Raw genomic sequence first — 16,053 nt, forward strand, 5'->3', positions numbered from 1 at the left:
CGGAGGCTTATAGATGCTGACATTTGAACAGAAATTGGATATTCTTGATTCCTACCCGCAGCTCCAGCGCAACAATGTATCGCTCGGGCGCGTGAATTATCATTACGAAGAAAGCCGGCATGAGAAGAAAACAGTGGCCTATCACTTGCATCCGAACGGTAATGGCTTTGTCTATGGAGGACTGCTGCGCGGATATGAGACGGACAACAAGGGCCTGGTTAACATCCGCGACTTCTCGGAGGACGAACTGCGCACCCTGCTAGATGCCTCGATCGCCTCTTTGTCCATCAGCAAGCCGGAAGCTCCATTGGTCAACAAGCGCAAGAAGAAAGCTCCTTCGGGCGAAGAGACCCGTTGGGTGAACGATGAAGGTCATACCCTTACACTGAGACTGGAAGATGATTTGTGGTATCTCTATGCGGATCTCAACTTGGAAATGGCCTTTGAAACGGTGGATGAAGCGGAAGAGTACTTGGTAGAAGAAGGATTTGCTCCGTCGAACGGATAAACCTGTTCGACAGCGATCCCTTTAGGAAAAAGCCTGCAAGCCCACAGCTTTATGCTGTTAGAGCTCGCAGGCTTTTTTACTGAAGGATGGCTTGCGTATAACTGAATATTCAACATGAAATAATCAGGCAGATCATCATATACTTAACGAAATAGTCGAATTTCCAGTTCAAGAAGGAGGAGCATCCATGAATAATCCGGAAGGTGGAGCACCGTTCAATAATCCCGAAGGCCAGAGACCAGATCAGGAACCATCCCAGAAGCAGAGCTCGGTTACCGAGCAATGGAACACACTGCTTCAGGATGAACGTGTTCAACAAGCCAGGCAAGCGAGCAAACAATACTACAGCTTTTTTGCCAGCACCCTGGCCCGTCCTTACCGTACCATGTTATCCGTAGGGTCAGCACAATTGCAGCATGCCCTCATTACGCTGTCGCTGGTTGCGGTTCTATCCTCACTTTATTTTCTGACTTGGTTCTTAAAATGGAGCATCACGCCAGCCATTGGCCCCGGCTTTTTGAAGCCGCTACTGCTGACTGTATTGGGGCTTGCTATTGCGTATGGAGCCGGCTACGTGATCCTGCGGCTAGAAAAAGTGAGCTTTGACCCAAAGCTGCTGTTAGCACGGTTCGGCACACTACTAATCCCAGCGGTAGCCACTCTACTGCTTGCTATTATTTTTCTTGCACTGAGTCTGACTACATTCTCTATGTATTTGCTGTTCTTATCGTATCTCTTCATCTTTGTTGCATTGAACGCGGTCATCTTCCAATATCCTATCAGGACATCCGCCGGGCCGATCGACACCCTCTTCACGCTAGTGATTGCCAATAGTATTACGGCTTACATCTTCTATAAGCTGATCGCATCTGTCATTGCCGGAGCGATCGGAGGCTTCTTCGGGGGCTTGTCGCCATTTGGTTTCTAAGAAGACAGGCAACAAGCTGCCACAATACAAAACAGCAAGCCTCCAATCCTCTGGAGACTTGCTGTTTTTTTCTAGCGTAACGATTACTAGGCTGCCGGTATTTGCACCTCTTGTGCGTTCTTCGCTTCGTCTGGAACCTTGATTTCTTTGATCTCATTATGCTTTGAAAGGTCCCCGGTCATTTTCATGTCGAGGCTTATATTCTGGCCGGATGCTTCCATATCCATTACCATATCTACATTTGTTTTAGTAGGCAGGTAACTTTTCTTGTCGACAGCATACGAAATCTTCATGCTCTTGATGTTCATTTGCTCCATCAGTGCTGTCATTTGCGGATCCCCGTTACTCGCCTGGTCCAGATAGCTTTTAGCCAGTTCCTTCACGTTATCGCCGGATACTTCAGCCGTTAGCAGATAGGTATCTCCTTCTTCAGATATCTTGGTATCCTTGGCAATAGACTTAAACTGCTCCAGCTGTTTCTCCGGGCTACCCGATTCCTTTACCATTTCGGTCATTTGGGCAGTCATCTCGGACGGCAGTTTCATCCATTCTTCCCCAGTATGGGTATAGATCCCGTCTGCCGTAATATATTGTTCGATCTTCTGCTCACCCTGGCCCGCCAGGTCCATCAGGATCTCCTGATGCATCTGCATAGGCTCTTTAATGATTTCAGATGTCATCGTCATCTTCACTTTTTGATCCTGCGAAGTTTCGCCCTGCTTCATTTTGATGTTTTGCTCAATTTTTGATTCCATCGCGAAGCTCTGGAGACTTTGGCTGGCTTCGGTAGTTTTTTGAATCAATTCTTCAACCGTCGGCGTTCCCGATTTGGCATCCCCGTTTGTTGCCACTTCATTCGATCCTGTGGTTGCGACAGGGTCAGATGCGCCCGCCGTATTCTTGGCTCCCTCATTGTTTCCACACGCGGTAAGACTAATAGTTAAAATCGCCCCTAGTAATACAGTAGTCCATTTCTTCAAGTTCATGATCCTCCTGAGTGTTTTTGTATATGACAAATGCTCATGGAAGCATATGCCAACTATTTATATGTTAGCTATTACCCAGATAAGAACATTTTCTAACAAAAAAATATTTTTTTCGCGTTTCACTCCCAATTACACATAATATATACTCGGCAGAAACATACACGTAACTGATCACATATTCTGTTATTCATAGTCGCTTCGGGCCTCTTCATCCGCAATATTCTGGATTTCATCCGCATGAATCAACAACAACCCATAATCACTCTCCGCATGAAGCTTAAGCGCCTTCTCCTTCATGAATTTCGGGCTGCCTTCCGCTGCCTCCTCATCATAGAACAGAAGAATGCCATCACTCTTGCGGAACAGCAGATCATCTCTAGCACGAAACTGCCAACTTCCGTCATAGGGAGCGTTACTAACCGCACCGTAATAATCCGCACCAGCCACGATGCGGCGGTATTCATTCTGCTTATCTTCCTTCCACTTCTCCTCCGGTGCCGCATGGGCGGTAATGATGCCTAGCTTCAGGTTCGGATACTGCCGTTTCAACTCCAGCACCACTTCACAGGCCCAGAGATCGACACCATATTGACCCGGCGTGATTACCCATTCCAGCCCTTCCTCCACAAGAGGGAGCAGCCTGGCGGCGAGGGCTTTTTTGATATAAGGAATCCCTGGATGCTTGTTGTCAAAAATCCCGAGTTCATGCGCACGATAGCCTGTCACTAACAATGTTTTCATACCTTGCCTCTTTCTCTCCGCTGCTTTTCTTAACATTATATAATACATTATCTAATCCAAACCAACGGTCATCCCATAAAAAGAAGCACCAGCATCCACCTCACGGAGGGTACGAGTGCTCTCTTATAAGAAATCCCCTGTATGTATCAGCCCCAGCCGCTTGGCTTCCATAATCGCCTCCGATCGTGAACGGACTCCCAGCTTCTCAAAGATACGCGTCAAATTATATTCCACCGTTCGCTGACTCATCAGCAGCCTTCCGGCAATCTCCTTGTTACTGCTGCCTCCGGCCACCTGTTGGAGAATTTCCTGCTCCCGTTCATTGATCGAGACCTCCTCCAGACGCCGGTCCTCCCGGGAGGCCGACAGTCGCACTTCATTGCGCCGAAGCTGCCGCAGGAGAGGAATCGGAATCACCGCTTCACCTCTGAGGGAACAGCGGATAGCACTTAGTAGTTGTTCACGCGTTGCAGTCTTGCTGACCATGCCCGAAACACCGGCTTCCACCAACAGGTTAAAATGCGGGCTAAGCTCGTAGCCGGTATAGATCAGAATACAATAGTCAGGATTGATCTGCAGCATCCGTTTGGTCAGTTCAAGACCGCTAATGACGGGAATGTTCAAGTCGAATAGCATAACATCAAACTGTTGGGTTTTTACCAGTTCTAACGCCTCAACGGAGGTGTAACAAACCGTAACTTGCATGTCAGGGTCCTGCTCAATCATATTTTTGGTTCCTTCGCAAACAGACGGATGATCGTCAACCAGCAAGATGGTGATCATCTGAATCTCCTCCCTCCCCATTTCTCGATGTCGGCACCAGTGGGAACATTAGGCGAACCTCAAACCCCTTGTTCAATTCCGAGAAAAAGCTAACATCTCCGTCCAAGCTGCGAACCCGTTCCTTGATCCCCGATATTCCCATATGCCTGAAGGAATCCTGCAGTTTGGACAATTCCAATCCGCGTCCATTGTCCTTGTAATGAAAAAACACCTGCTCCCCCCTCTGCTCCAGCTCGATCTGGATATCGGTGGCTTGGGCATGCTTGCCTGCGTTGCGAAGAAGCTCCTGCACAATCCGGTAGACCGCAAGAATCTGTGAATCATTTAATTCGATCGACGTCATATTCGTCTGCAATGAGATCGAATAATTCGAACGAAGCCGTTCCTCTGCGAACAACTGCTCCAGAGCTTCAATCAATCCCATCTCGTTCAGTAGCGGTGGACGCAGCTCATTACAGGTCTGGCGAATCTGATGAATCACATCGAGTAGCCCTTCCTTGATCAACTCCAACTGCTTCCATAGTTCGTCCTTCATGGGATAATCAAGCATAAGTGCTTCCAGCTTACGGTACCAAATCAGCTGATCCTGAAGCGCGGCATCATGCAGATCAGCGGCCAGCCTTCTCCGCTCATTCTCCGAAAGGGTAAAGATCAGGCGCAGCACCCAGGACGGCACATCCTGCTGATCCTTCATTTGTGCCTCAAGATCCTCAATCAGACCTTCTATCAGATAAAGATTCTCGTAGACAATTCCACAGTAATGCGCAACCGTCTGCAGCCAGGTGCGCTCATCCAAATTGAGGCTCGTATGATTGTCTTTGTCATCGATCCACAGCAGCTCATGAGTCATACGGTAATGGCCGATGACAAGACCTACGCCTTGCGGCAACGCAATCAGTTCGCCCACAGCTGGATGCAGAGCCCGTTCCTGAAGACTACGAACAATTTCCGGCTTAAGCCGCTCCGTCCCCGTAAGCGAATGATATCCTGTCTCCTGGTCATAAGTAAGCTTCAGAAAGACCAGTTCCCTCACCGGAAGAATCGCCCGAATCTCACGTACCAGCACCTGTTCTAAATCGGAAATCTTCATGACCCGAGAGACCTGCTTGGAGAACCGTTCAATGCTGCCTTGAAAATTATAAGACTCCTTCAGAAAGCTGCGCCGTAAACGGAAATCTATGAATTCCTTGGCAAAGAGGAACACCGTCAGAATAAAATAGACCACCAGAAAAATCTGTACCCATTTCAGCCAGGTATACTGTGATTGCTTCAAAATTCCAACCATTAGCCCGATAATGAGCACCGCTGGAATAAATGAAATTGCCGTATAGTACAAAAAACGGTTCAGTACAAAATCAATATCAAAAAGACGCCGCGTCATAAACAGATAGAAATACACTACTGGTATAGCGAATAAAAACACGGCCGAAATCTCGGCTGGCACCACTGGAACTCCCCATAGCTCGGGTACGCTGTAAAATAGCAAGAACGGTAAAAAAGCAAGCACATGTCCAGTCAATGTAAACTTGAACAGGACCTGCAGCTCACCTGTACGGTGTTTGTAATATTTGGCGATCAGCTTGCAGACAATCCATACATTCGTGGAGCTGAAGAAGACCAGCAGTACCTTCGATTCCATTAAAAGCATAGAATAATCGGTTAAAGCACTTAGAGTGACAATGCTTCCCGCCACACAAGCCATGAAATATAGCACTCTTAGGCAAATAAGAGAGATAAAATCCTCCTTATAGCGTGCGAGATACTCCCTCATGAAATGAGCGAAGAAAACCGGCAGCAGGGAAAAGCTCCATCCCAAGGTAATTCTGCCTACCGGATCGACCAGACCGGAAGCCGTGGAGCTGAAATAACTCAGACCAGTGCTCAGAAAGAACAATATTAGGATATTTGCTGCCCGATCATGCTTTTGTCTGTAATATACCTGGAAAGAAAAGACGAGAAACAACAGCAAAGAGACACTTGGAAACACAAGGTGAAGGATCAGACTCCAATTGGATATCCTGCCTTCTACGATAAAGTGAAGCCTTGCGGCTTCCCCCTCATTTCCCTTGCGGATCACATCAAGCGTCTCTGCCCGTTCAATCACTTTATACTTCTGGACAAGCTCGTAATCAGCCGCTGCCTCTCCATTGATAGCGGTGAGAATATCCCCCTGCTGTAACTGGCCGTTGGCCCAACTATCCCCGTCAATCTCGGCCACCACAACTTGTCCAAGATCGCTTATGCGCACACTGACTCCAATCTTCTGCTGGTTCAGTACAACATTGCTCAAATAGAGTACCAACAGCAGCAATGGAAGCAAGAAAGTTATTAATTTAAGTTTGGTGCGCAATCTGGGCAAGGGTACAAGCCTCCATCACAGCAGTTATTATTTCTTAGTACCAATAGCGGTTGGTGCGCATAACATTTCCTGGCTTTTCGTTCCGGATAATATCCATCAGTGCCTTGCGCTCCCATGAAGTCATACCTGCCAGCTGAAGCTGTCCACTCTGGAACTGAACTTGCGCCTGTGGGTTCTTCACGATATTCTGAAACATCTCTTTCAACATATTAAATTCCTCCTAATAGGATAGTAGACTTCACTTTCTGAACCCAATATATCAGGTTTGACTCTATCCTCAAACGACAACCTGTCCCGTATTTCCCGCAAACCTCTTTGCGGTATATTGCCTGGGCTATTCCGCAGCAGCAATCAGCGCCTGTTTCCAGGGGGACTCCAGTCCCATGCTATCGAGAATCTCGCGAAAATGATAATAGGAGGACCGCTCCCGGAAGGAAGCGTACATGGATGTTCCGGTTCGTTCCACAATGACCGCAAACTCCTCACTTCGGTGCTGAATATCGCTGAGCTCCAGACGGCCCTCGAAGTAATCAGCCACCCAACGCTCGTCCTCTTGGTTGATCGAAGAGAGCAGGAACAGGAGCGGAAGTGTTCTTTTACGCTGAAGAAAGTCACTTTTATGATCCCAGTTCAAAAGGTCCCGGAAATCATTCTTGATCTGCGCCGAAACGCCTATTTCCATTGCGTATTCCTCTACATGAGGGGAAACATCGCCCGTTGCCAGGATCACGCCGATCATGCAGGCACAAACCAAAAGTGCAGCCGATTTTTGCTTGACCATGGTGATGTACTCTTCCTCTGTGGAGATCGTGTTCAGCAGATCCAGCGTCTGGCCGTTGGTTGCTGTTATCACCTGTCGGCTCAGGTACATTGCGGCTTTATGAATATGTTCGGAGGGAAAACGGCAGCGTAGAAGCGTCTCATGGGAGAGCGTCAAGAAAGCGATCGCAAGATTTAACGCAATATTCTTCGGCAAATCATTCCATGGCATAGCCTTGTGGTCATCGTCCTGAATATCGTCAATAATATCGAGTGCCAGGATCATAAATTCCACCGCAGCAGCTGCACGGTATATATCATCCCCAACGCCGCCGAACATCCGATAATGCAGCAGCGTCATTCTCCCACACATTAACGATTCCGTCGCCTTTACCTTTACGGAGGCTAGTGCTGCCTCGTACAGGTAGTCTTCGGCAAAACTGCGGAGTACTTGGGCTTCCATCTCTTCTGCCAGCTTCATAGCGCCATCTTCCACAATATTCCTCCTATATCGAACTATATAGATAGTATATAATCTCTATTTTATCTGATATAGTATTTTTATTCCATAGTTTTACTTATAAAGTAAAGTCATCTTCCTTAGGACTCTAGTGAATCATTCGCTCATTGGTCTCTCCGTTCATAAGCATCGCGCTGAGCTCCAGATATGCTTCGCGCCAGTTCAAAGACAGACCTTGCTCCACGGTCTCCGCAACCAGTCCTGAAATCCGCTGCTTCCGGACAGGCGATACTTGAAGAAGCGACATTAGAGAATACAGGATGGAGTCGATCATCCGGTAGATGATAAAACCTCTGTCGTGGCAATGCTTCTGGAAATCCTCCAGTGAATGATAGATCAAGTGAAAGTCATTGAGTGCATCATACCTCTGGATGAAGTCACTGCCCTCCAGCAGCTTCTGAAATGTTATCTCCCCTTCCTCGAACGCCTGATTAAGAATCGTAAGCAGGCAATCTATGAAAATCTGTAAGCGACTAAAGATGAATTCCCGCTCATATTTCCCTTCGGCAAACCGCCGCAAACCCACTTGAATAAACTGCTGCTCTTCTTCAGTTCGGCTGAACAGGTTCTCCCAAATATTCCACTCCGCGCCGTTTTGCTTGCTAGACAGCTCCATCTGACCTTTGATATATTCCAGATTGGCGCGCAGCGACAAATATCCGTATCTCAATCCTCCCGCAGAGCGATTGACATTAATCAAAAATATTTTGGCGCATTCAATATTTTGCCGTTCAGCGGACAGAGCTGTCCATGTATCGAACAGGTCTACCAGCAGCTGGCTTTTGAGCAGCTCGATCTCATAATTCATCTTGAAGCTGCCAATAGCATTTTTGTGCTGAAACTCCTTCTCCTCCACGACAGTCACTTCGCCATCTATGCGTAGCGGAAGGTATTGTCCGGTGTAACCCTCCAACTGGGCCAGTTTGTGCAGGATGTTCTCGTAATCATCATATTCGGTCTGCGGTCTCGGCCGGCTGTAGCGCTCCGCCAGGCGACGAATAACAGATTCAAGCCCGTTGTCCGCTTCAGCGGCGGGAAAGCTTATTTTCATATGGAATCCGTGTGTCCAGCTCCTCTGAAAAATCACATTCATCAGCCTTCTGGCCTGAACAAACCGAATTACGCCCTGCAGCAAAAAAGTAATAGCCTCGTTATCGTATAAATAGCAGTTGATCGTACGCATCCCCGTACCGCCACCTTCTCTACTCATCAAACATACAACCCCCGTCGTTCTGTGATCTTTGTCCCAATAAACCGTACCCGCTTACCTTAACACAGCTGTAGCATGACCCTCACCGAATATGTGATGTAGGAAAACCGCATACTTTTTGCGGGGCTGAGAAGAACATGAAGGCATGTTATAAATTGGGGATGCCAGCAAACGATTCTCCGTGCAGTCAAATTGGCATGAAAAAATGGGCAGCATCCAATTGCTGGAGACTCCCCACTCTTCATTCCGATATCATCAGACCAAGCGTATCTACATTTTCCGCAAAAAAAGACGGCTGCCGGTATGCGATAATTCGCATCCGTGAAGCCGCCCTTGTATACATCTGTCTTACTTCTTGTCGGACAGGATCAGCACACCATGTGCTGGAATTGCCGCTGTACCGCTGACTTTGTTGCCTGTCAGCAAGTCCGTACGCTCTGTAGAACCAATGTCGGCGCTCAATTCGCCATTCGTATGGTTCAGCAGGAACAGATAGGATACGCCATTTTTCACCCGTTGTACGGATTCGATTCCCTCTGGTGCCTTCACCAGTGGAAGAATGTTCTGCTCCGCGCACAGGTTGCCAAGGAATCCGCGCAGGAACGCCGCATCCGGGCTGGTAGCCACATAATAAGCTTTACCTTCACCAAAGCTGTTGGCAGTCAATACCGGCATGCCTTGGTAGAAATCGGAACCATAGCGGGCCAGTACTTCTGCACCTTCAGCGTGAATCAGATCGCAGAGGAGGTTACATTTGTACGAACCGTTCAGCTCGCCCCAGCTCTTCTCCATCACAATCTCATTACTCATTTCAGGCAGCAGAGAGTCGATCTCTTCAGCCCAAATACCAAGCAGATTGCGCAGTTCACCCGGATATCCGCCCAAGGTAACAATGTCGTTCTCGTTGACGATTCCGCTGAAGTAGGTAGTCACGAACGTACCACCTGCTTTCACGAAAGCTTCGATCTTCTCTTTTACACCCGGTTTGAGCATGTACAACACCGGAGCAATGATCACTTTGTATTTGGAGAAATCTTCCTTGAGACCGATCATATCGGCTTCGATGTTCTCTTGATACAGGGCGTCATAATACTTGTGAATTTCATTGACATAATCCAAGCCGACGGAAGGCCCACTAGACAATTCAACCGCCCAGCGGTTTTCCCAGTCGTACAGAATACCGACCTTAGCTTCGCCTCGCGCATCCAGCAATTCATCGCCCAGTAGCTGAAGCTCTCTGCCCAGCTCTGCAGTCTCGCGGAAGACACGGGTGTGCTCATGACCTACGTGCTCAATTACTGCACCATGGTACTTCTCACATGCACCGACAGAACGGCGAAGCTGGAAGAACAGCACAGTGTCCGCGCCGTGAGCTACTGCTTGATAGCTCCACAGACGCATTACGCCCGGGCGCTTCAAGGAGTTGTACGGCTGCCAGTTCTGCTGGCTTGGCGTCTGCTCCATCAGCATGAACGGTTGTCCGCTCTTGAGTCCACGCATCAGATCATGCGACATGGCAGTAAAGCTAACCGGAGTATCCAATGCAGGATAGTTATCCCAAGAGATCACATCCAGATGCTCAGCCCATTCGAAGTAGTTCAGCCCTGGATAAAAGCCCATCAGATTCGTAGTGATCTGTACATTCGGACAATGCTTTTTAATCGCATTGTATTCAAGCAAATAGCATTCCAGATGTGCGTCATTCATGAATCTGCGGAAATCAAGGGAAAGGCCCTGGAAGTTCGTATTATTGCCATCCCATTCTTCACTCAGCTCGCTCGGGAGAACAATCTCATCCCAGTCGTAGAATGTATGTCCCCAGAAACGAGTATTCCACACCTTGTTTACCACATCAAGGGAGCCGTAACGCTTCTTCAGCCATACACGGAAAGCAGCCGCAGATTGTTCTGAATAATCGTAGTTGCTAATCTCATTATTGATATGCCAAGCGACTAATGCTGGGTGATCTTTGTAGCGCTCTGCCAGCTTGCTTGCTAGACGTTCAGCAAATTTACGATAGATAGGGCTATTCATATTAGAATTATGGCGTCCGCCGAATTTACGCTTTCTACCCTTCACATCAACTTGAGTAACTTCAGGGTATTTGCGTGCCATCCAAGCCGGGTGCGCAGCCGTGGATGTTGCAAGACAGACATACGTACCACTCTTATATAGACGATCCATCTGGGCATCGAGGAAAGAGAAATCATACGTATCTTCATCGGGTTGAAGCATAGCCCAAGAGAATACATTTATCGTTGCAACATCAATGCCAGCCAGTTTGAACATACGCTCATCTTCGGCCCATGTCGGGGCGTCCCACTGCTCAGGGTTATAGTCTCCACCGTACCAAATCTTCGGCAATTTATCGTTGATCATGCTTGGCACATCCTTTATAGTATAATTATATATTTATTGTAAACGGTTAATCACTCCCTTTAAATATAAAATTTATGACCATCAGTATAATAATATAGAACTAAAGGAGGTGGGTGCTTTGGCAGCAGCCACGCACCGCAGAATTGTATTCGCCCCCGAGGGGGGACAGCATTTGCCGGTCTCGCTGGACAGCATGGGCCACTACCCGGATCAGGAAAAAATCGTACGCCCCGATGGCTACCATACGTATCACTGGATTCAGACTTCGCAGGGTGAAGGGGTTATTCATTTTGACAATAAGACGATCGCCCTGACAGAAGGCAGTGGCGTCCTGCTTCTCCCTCATATTCCCCATAGCTACGAAGGGGTCACCGATAGCTGGCACACCTATTATTTGACGTTCAGCGGTAATTCTATCCGTCAAATCCTGGAGACACTCGGGATGGAGGATAACGCCTTTTACCGCTGGGAGAGTGAAGCTCCACTCTCGTACATGCTGGAAGAGATGCTGGACCGCCATGACGCGGGCGGTGACATGTTTGGCCTCGAGGCCTCCAGTGACGCGTACCGTTTTCTCTTAACTCTGAGCAAATACGGACAGCTTCATAACAACACCACCATTTCGCGCAATCTCGACAAGCTACAACCTTTGTTAAAATGGATGGACATCCACTATGGCAACCCGGATATCGGACTGCTGGAGCTGTCCACCCAACTTGGGGTGTCTGGTCGTTACCTTAACAGTCTGTTCCTCCAGACCTTCGGACTGTCACCTTATGCCTATTTTGTCCGGCTGCGCATGCGCAAGAGCAAGGAGATGCTTCTTAGTGAGCGCCAGTTGACCGTCAAAACCATCTCGCAGCGGGTCGGCTTCCGCGATGTCAGCCATTTCGTAGCGACCTTCCGTAAGCAGTCTGGCACGACACCAGACCAATTCCGCAAGCTGCACTGAGCCTTATTAGTTTGTGATATCAAGCCCTGCCGATCAGGCCCGCCGGGCCATCAAACTGGCGACCCAAGCAGTCGCAAAATGGTGACCCCTGGCATTTGCAAAAAATCCGGCCTCACTCTCGAGGCCGGATTTTTAATGCGGACTATCTTCTTCTTATACCCGGCGTCTTACACTGTAATATCGCATCGCTTTGGGTAGGCCTTTAATTTCCAACTCGCCGCGGTAGATTAAATGCCGCAGCCGATATTCAAAATATATATCACCAATGTATTGGTCACAATGTCCGTAAGCTTCACCGATAACTCTTGCGGCTTTGATAAAATCCCCATTCCCTCTGGAATGATGCAACCCTTCTGTAGTCTTCAAAATATAATCATCGAAATAGGCTGCATCAACAGGGCGTATCTGTCCGTCTATCCAGATCCGTAGAACCTCAGTTTGTTGTGCCAAGCTTAACCATTCTTGTTCCAGATCCTGCCTGAGTTCCGTGCTTAAAGCAGGACTGGCCACAGCTTCTTCATATACAGCTTGCAGTTTTTCAGCTGGAATTTCGCCAGAATGCATGTAGTCGATCCTATAATTCTCAGTGTTGTATCTTCGGCTGCAGAGCTCAGCTGGATTACAAACATAGACCCTGTTTGGTTTATCTCTAAGCAAATAAGCAGCAAAGCGCAGCCCTACCTGCTCGAGGGCATTGCTACTGCTCCAGATCATGACTTCAGCCTGATCCGGAATATTGGCAATCTCCCTCAGGCTTTCACGGCAATATTCACCAAATTCACTACCGTCCATACTGTCACCCAGATTAATATGGTCGCTAAACCATTGATACCTTTGTTCGTGCCCTGTTTCTTCATGAAGATGCGTGATTGGCCCAATAGACAGAAGATCAAGGATCGCAGTCACTACGTCCGTATTTACCAAACCCATTCCCTTAAAGGCCTGCTTCAAGCTCCCAGCCATGGATTCGCCGAATACGATGTGTACTCTCTTTGCATCACTGTCCGGCTCCTGAACTAGGATTTCCAACTTAGGTGTCATCAGTTCGTCATACAGCTTCGTTAAATTGTCGTACAATTGCGCCTTGATTCCTTCGTCACTCTTCGCCAAATTTGCTTGTAATAGAATGTGCTTCAGTGCCAGCTTGGCCTCTTTTAAAGACAATCCATCTACGGCCTTCCAGATCTCCGATACTTTATCCAACGCCTCAGCCTGCCCTTCACATGTACTTACATCCTGCATACTACCCCAAATCATCCAGTTTTGCAGATAACGATAAAGCAAGTACTATCCGGTAGCGCTACAACGGCTCCATTCTCATCCATGACGGTTACCCGGTCCTGCAATGCCTCGGTATAGCCTTCCTGCAAATAATGACGGAGCACCTCAATCGTGGCCTCCTCACCTAAAGTCCGCCCAATAAATTCGGCATAAGCTGATGGTGTGAAATAACCGAATTGCTCCTGCACCTCATGTACGTAAGCTTCTGCTCCCCAAGTATAGGTATACAGAAATTCCATAGCATCGTTCACGGGCATATGTACCTCATGTTCATCCAATTGTTCATATTGGATCATGCGGCCCTGAAAATCTTTGGCGTACCGTTCCAGCCACTTCATTCCGTCTGCCTCCAGGAAACGCACCCGCCGTATGTCAGTCACAGGTTCAGTCATAATACCATCACGGATAATGATGGCGCCGCCAGGGGACAGCACATCGAAGGCGCTGCGAAGCGCAGCCGCTACTGTATCATGATTAAACTTGACACCATTCAGCGGTACATATGAATACAACTCATGTAAAATAGACGAGAAGATAACCGTATCTACTGATCCGGCTTCGACAAAATGCTTCAGGTTCAGCGCATCACCTTGCAGTACCTCCCAGCGGCGCCCTTCCCGCTGCTTGCGCTGCTGAAGCGCCTCAATCACATTGCTGGAGATATCAATCCCCACCGGGGTTATCCCGGGCATGCGTTCTTCCAGCAAGTCCAGCAGCACACCACCGCCTGGACCGATATCCAGCACCTTGCTGCCGGTGATGTGTTCCAGAATCACGGCCTTGTAATCGGCCGTCCCGTTCATTTGGCTGAGATAGACATCCTCATTATGGAAACGATCAAAGGCATCCCGGCGCAGTTCAAACAGATCGAACAGCATAAGTACAGCCCGCTCATAAAGCGCTGATTTTTCCGCCTCAATGCAGAATTCGATCAGCTTCTCTGCAGCAGGGGAGAAGTTGAATTCAAAGAAAACCGTATCCGGCAAATGAGCTTTGCGATACAGACAGTGGCTTAGATGGGGGTTTCCAAAAGCCGCAGTGCCACTCGCCAGTTCCTCCCACTTCAGACCGATGAGGTATTTCTCAATAATCCGCTTCTTGTAGACATTAATCTTCTTGATGCCCTTATAGTCGTAATAGATGCTGTTCATCACGGGTTCAAAGCTGATATGATTCAAAGCCTCTATTTCTCCACTGTCCGCTGCCAGCAACATGATCTTCGCGAACTGCTCAAAGGAGAACGTCTGCAGGGCCGACTCGACATACCAGAAGGTGATATCCTTCAATAACTCCAGGCGGCTGGTGCAAAACGCTTCCTTTTCCAGACGAAGCCATTCTCCTTCAAAATCCTCTCCCCGGGCAATCGGACCAGAACGCATTCTGCCCAGTCTTTCCTGCATCGACCAATTCTCATACAACATTCCTGAACAAATCGTAGCAATTAGCTCCTGCACCTCCTGCCGCACATTCTCCCACAGATCCTTTGAAACAGCTCCGATAATACATTGGTTCAGTGTCAGCAGCAGACGCTCCAGCTCCTCCGGAGACAGCAGCCCTTCCTGCACAATGTCATAGAGTGGCAAGTTCGCGGATGACGGAACCTCACCACGAATCTGCTGGCCGATCAATCCATGTGTTCCGATCAAGCGATGGACGAGGGTAAATCTGGCCGGGTAAATATCTATTGCACCGTTCAGTTCATCGGCCATCCTCCCCACTGAAACAAGCGCACCCTCTTTGTACGATTCACCTTCCGGTTCCGAGTCGTTGAAAGTTTTGTACTCAGACATATCCCTGATGTGATCCTGTGGCACAGAGTCCATTTCATCACTCCATGTCTTACTGACCAGATGACGCCGGTATAGCTGCGCCGAGCCGACATTATGCACAAAGCAATTAATCCCTTCCTCCTGCCAGCGGTGGCGCTGACGTAGCGTGCCCCCTTTGGCTGTTTCTGACCAGACAAGAGTCTCTTCTACCAGGTCCTTGATCCAGTAGGATACGGCCAATCCATCCAACACTTTCAGGCTCCGCTCAACATACTGCAGCACCGGATTATGGTTCCGTAGCTCCTGCAGCGAATCCACCCGCTCCAGATTCACGATCTGTTCCTCTGCTTCGGCAATATACTTCAGCCAGACGATATCCTTCAAGCTGTCCAGCTTGCCTTGGCGATACAACTCAATAGCTTCCAGCGATTTCAGCATAAGTGCCTCCCTCATCCCTACATAATGGGGCTATTTTATCACACCTTCTTGGGGCACCCAAACCCTCCTCTATACCATCAACACCTTTCCTGTCTCTTTAAACATACTCGTTTCATTTGCATCATTTCTTGCTTAACTTCATTTCTTATCAATTTTACAAATCGTTCTTCCATCCCTCCCAAACCCTCCCTTCCTAAGGGAGGACCCCAAAGGGTCGCACCCTCTGGACACCCGTTAAGAGCAACTGACGTAAGCGATAGGGTTGAGGAGTCTTGAACGGTAGAAGTATGAGCGCTTTCGTCCCTATCGGGACACGCTTATTGTCAGCGGGGCTTAGGTACTGATGACATGAGATAAATTTGTTAAGTGTGGGTTGGTGGGTTGGTGAGTTGGTGGGTTGGTGGGTTGGTGGGTTGGTGGGTGAGTGAGTGAGTGAGAGG

13 protein-coding genes are annotated in these 16,053 nt (G+C 48.4%); 3 read left to right on the plus strand and 10 right to left on the minus strand.

All coding sequences use genetic code 11. The features are described from left to right. Positions 1-13 precede the first annotated feature (13 nt). The gene (locus tag ACFVU8_RS25825; RefSeq protein ID WP_387431141.1) at positions 14-508 is read left to right on the plus strand and encodes a hypothetical protein; all 495 of its coding nucleotides are present in this window, start codon (positions 14-16) and stop codon (positions 506-508) included. Between the two features lie 187 nt (positions 509-695). After that, complete coding sequence (locus ACFVU8_RS25830) at positions 696-1,436, plus strand: hypothetical protein (protein WP_387431143.1); 741 nt, start codon at positions 696-698, stop codon at positions 1,434-1,436. Between the two features lie 86 nt (positions 1,437-1,522). Here the strand turns inward: ACFVU8_RS25830 and ACFVU8_RS25835 are convergent, their stop codons facing one another. The 8 genes from ACFVU8_RS25835 to ACFVU8_RS25870 form a co-directional block, all read right to left on the minus strand. Continuing rightward, positions 1,523-2,416 (minus strand): DUF6612 family protein, encoded by an 894-nt coding sequence (locus ACFVU8_RS25835; RefSeq protein WP_175373826.1) that lies wholly within the window; start codon positions 2,414-2,416, stop codon positions 1,523-1,525. A 189-nt stretch (positions 2,417-2,605) separates the two neighbouring features. After that, positions 2,606-3,163 carry an SLOG family protein gene (locus ACFVU8_RS25840; protein WP_066377098.1) on the minus strand — a complete coding sequence of 186 codons (558 nt, stop codon included), beginning with the start codon at positions 3,161-3,163 and terminating at the stop codon, positions 2,606-2,608. 123 nt (positions 3,164-3,286) lie between these two features. Then, positions 3,287-3,946, minus strand: a complete 660-nt coding sequence (locus ACFVU8_RS25845) for a response regulator transcription factor (protein WP_387431145.1) — start codon at positions 3,944-3,946, stop codon at positions 3,287-3,289. Next, positions 3,924-6,305 (minus strand): ATP-binding protein, encoded by a 2,382-nt coding sequence (locus ACFVU8_RS25850; protein WP_387431148.1) that lies wholly within the window; start codon positions 6,303-6,305, stop codon positions 3,924-3,926. Before ACFVU8_RS25850 ends, ACFVU8_RS25845 begins: the two co-directional genes overlap by 23 nt. 34 nt (positions 6,306-6,339) lie before the next feature. Beyond that, complete coding sequence (comX, locus tag ACFVU8_RS25855) at positions 6,340-6,513, minus strand: competence pheromone ComX (protein ID WP_175373822.1); 174 nt, start codon at positions 6,511-6,513, stop codon at positions 6,340-6,342. 126 nt (positions 6,514-6,639) lie between these two features. Beyond that, complete coding sequence (locus ACFVU8_RS25860) at positions 6,640-7,560, minus strand: polyprenyl synthetase family protein (RefSeq protein ID WP_379467339.1); 921 nt, start codon at positions 7,558-7,560, stop codon at positions 6,640-6,642. 112 nt (positions 7,561-7,672) lie between these two features. Then, the gene (locus ACFVU8_RS25865; protein WP_387431151.1) at positions 7,673-8,794 is read right to left on the minus strand and encodes a hypothetical protein; all 1,122 of its coding nucleotides are present in this window, start codon (positions 8,792-8,794) and stop codon (positions 7,673-7,675) included. 348 nt (positions 8,795-9,142) lie between these two features. Then, entirely contained in the window at positions 9,143-11,173 is a 2,031-nt protein-coding gene (locus tag ACFVU8_RS25870; protein ID WP_379467341.1) for a beta-galactosidase, read from the minus strand. A 118-nt stretch (positions 11,174-11,291) separates the two neighbouring features. On the opposite strand from ACFVU8_RS25870, the gene ACFVU8_RS25875 reads away from it, so the two are divergent. Beyond that, positions 11,292-12,125 carry an AraC family transcriptional regulator gene (locus ACFVU8_RS25875; RefSeq protein ID WP_246317398.1) on the plus strand — a complete coding sequence of 278 codons (834 nt, stop codon included), beginning with the start codon at positions 11,292-11,294 and terminating at the stop codon, positions 12,123-12,125. A gap of 153 nt (positions 12,126-12,278) precedes the next feature. Here ACFVU8_RS25875 and ACFVU8_RS25880 read toward each other — a convergent pair whose 3' ends face one another. Then, positions 12,279-13,328: a DUF1835 domain-containing protein gene (locus ACFVU8_RS25880; RefSeq protein WP_387431153.1), complete on the minus strand. Its 1,050-nt coding sequence runs from the start codon at positions 13,326-13,328 to the stop codon at positions 12,279-12,281. Positions 13,329-13,378: 50 nt separating this feature from the next. Then, a complete protein-coding gene (locus ACFVU8_RS25885; RefSeq protein WP_387431156.1) occupies positions 13,379-15,613 on the minus strand; it encodes a class I SAM-dependent methyltransferase in 2,235 nt (744 codons plus the stop codon). Positions 15,614-16,053 lie beyond the last annotated feature (440 nt).

The organism is Paenibacillus sp. NPDC058177 (genome assembly GCF_042883835.1).
Classification (GTDB): Bacteria; Bacillota; Bacilli; order Paenibacillales; family Paenibacillaceae; genus Paenibacillus_AQ; species Paenibacillus_AQ agri.

Coding starts and splice junctions, on each gene's coding strand:
- ACFVU8_RS25825 (WP_387431141.1), top strand. CDS start 14: ATGCTGACATTTGAACAGAAATTGGATATTCTTGATTCCTACCCGCAG.
- ACFVU8_RS25830 (WP_387431143.1), top strand. CDS start 696: ATGAATAATCCGGAAGGTGGAGCACCGTTCAATAATCCCGAAGGCCAG.
- ACFVU8_RS25840 (WP_066377098.1), bottom strand. CDS start 3,163: ATGAAAACATTGTTAGTGACAGGCTATCGTGCGCATGAACTCGGGATT.
- ACFVU8_RS25845 (WP_387431145.1), bottom strand. CDS start 3,946: ATGATCACCATCTTGCTGGTTGACGATCATCCGTCTGTTTGCGAAGGA.
- comX (WP_175373822.1), bottom strand. CDS start 6,513: ATGTTGAAAGAGATGTTTCAGAATATCGTGAAGAACCCACAGGCGCAA.
- ACFVU8_RS25865 (WP_387431151.1), bottom strand. CDS start 8,794: ATGAGTAGAGAAGGTGGCGGTACGGGGATGCGTACGATCAACTGCTAT.
- ACFVU8_RS25870 (WP_379467341.1), bottom strand. CDS start 11,173: ATGATCAACGATAAATTGCCGAAGATTTGGTACGGTGGAGACTATAAC.
- ACFVU8_RS25885 (WP_387431156.1), bottom strand. CDS start 15,613: ATGCTGAAATCGCTGGAAGCTATTGAGTTGTATCGCCAAGGCAAGCTG.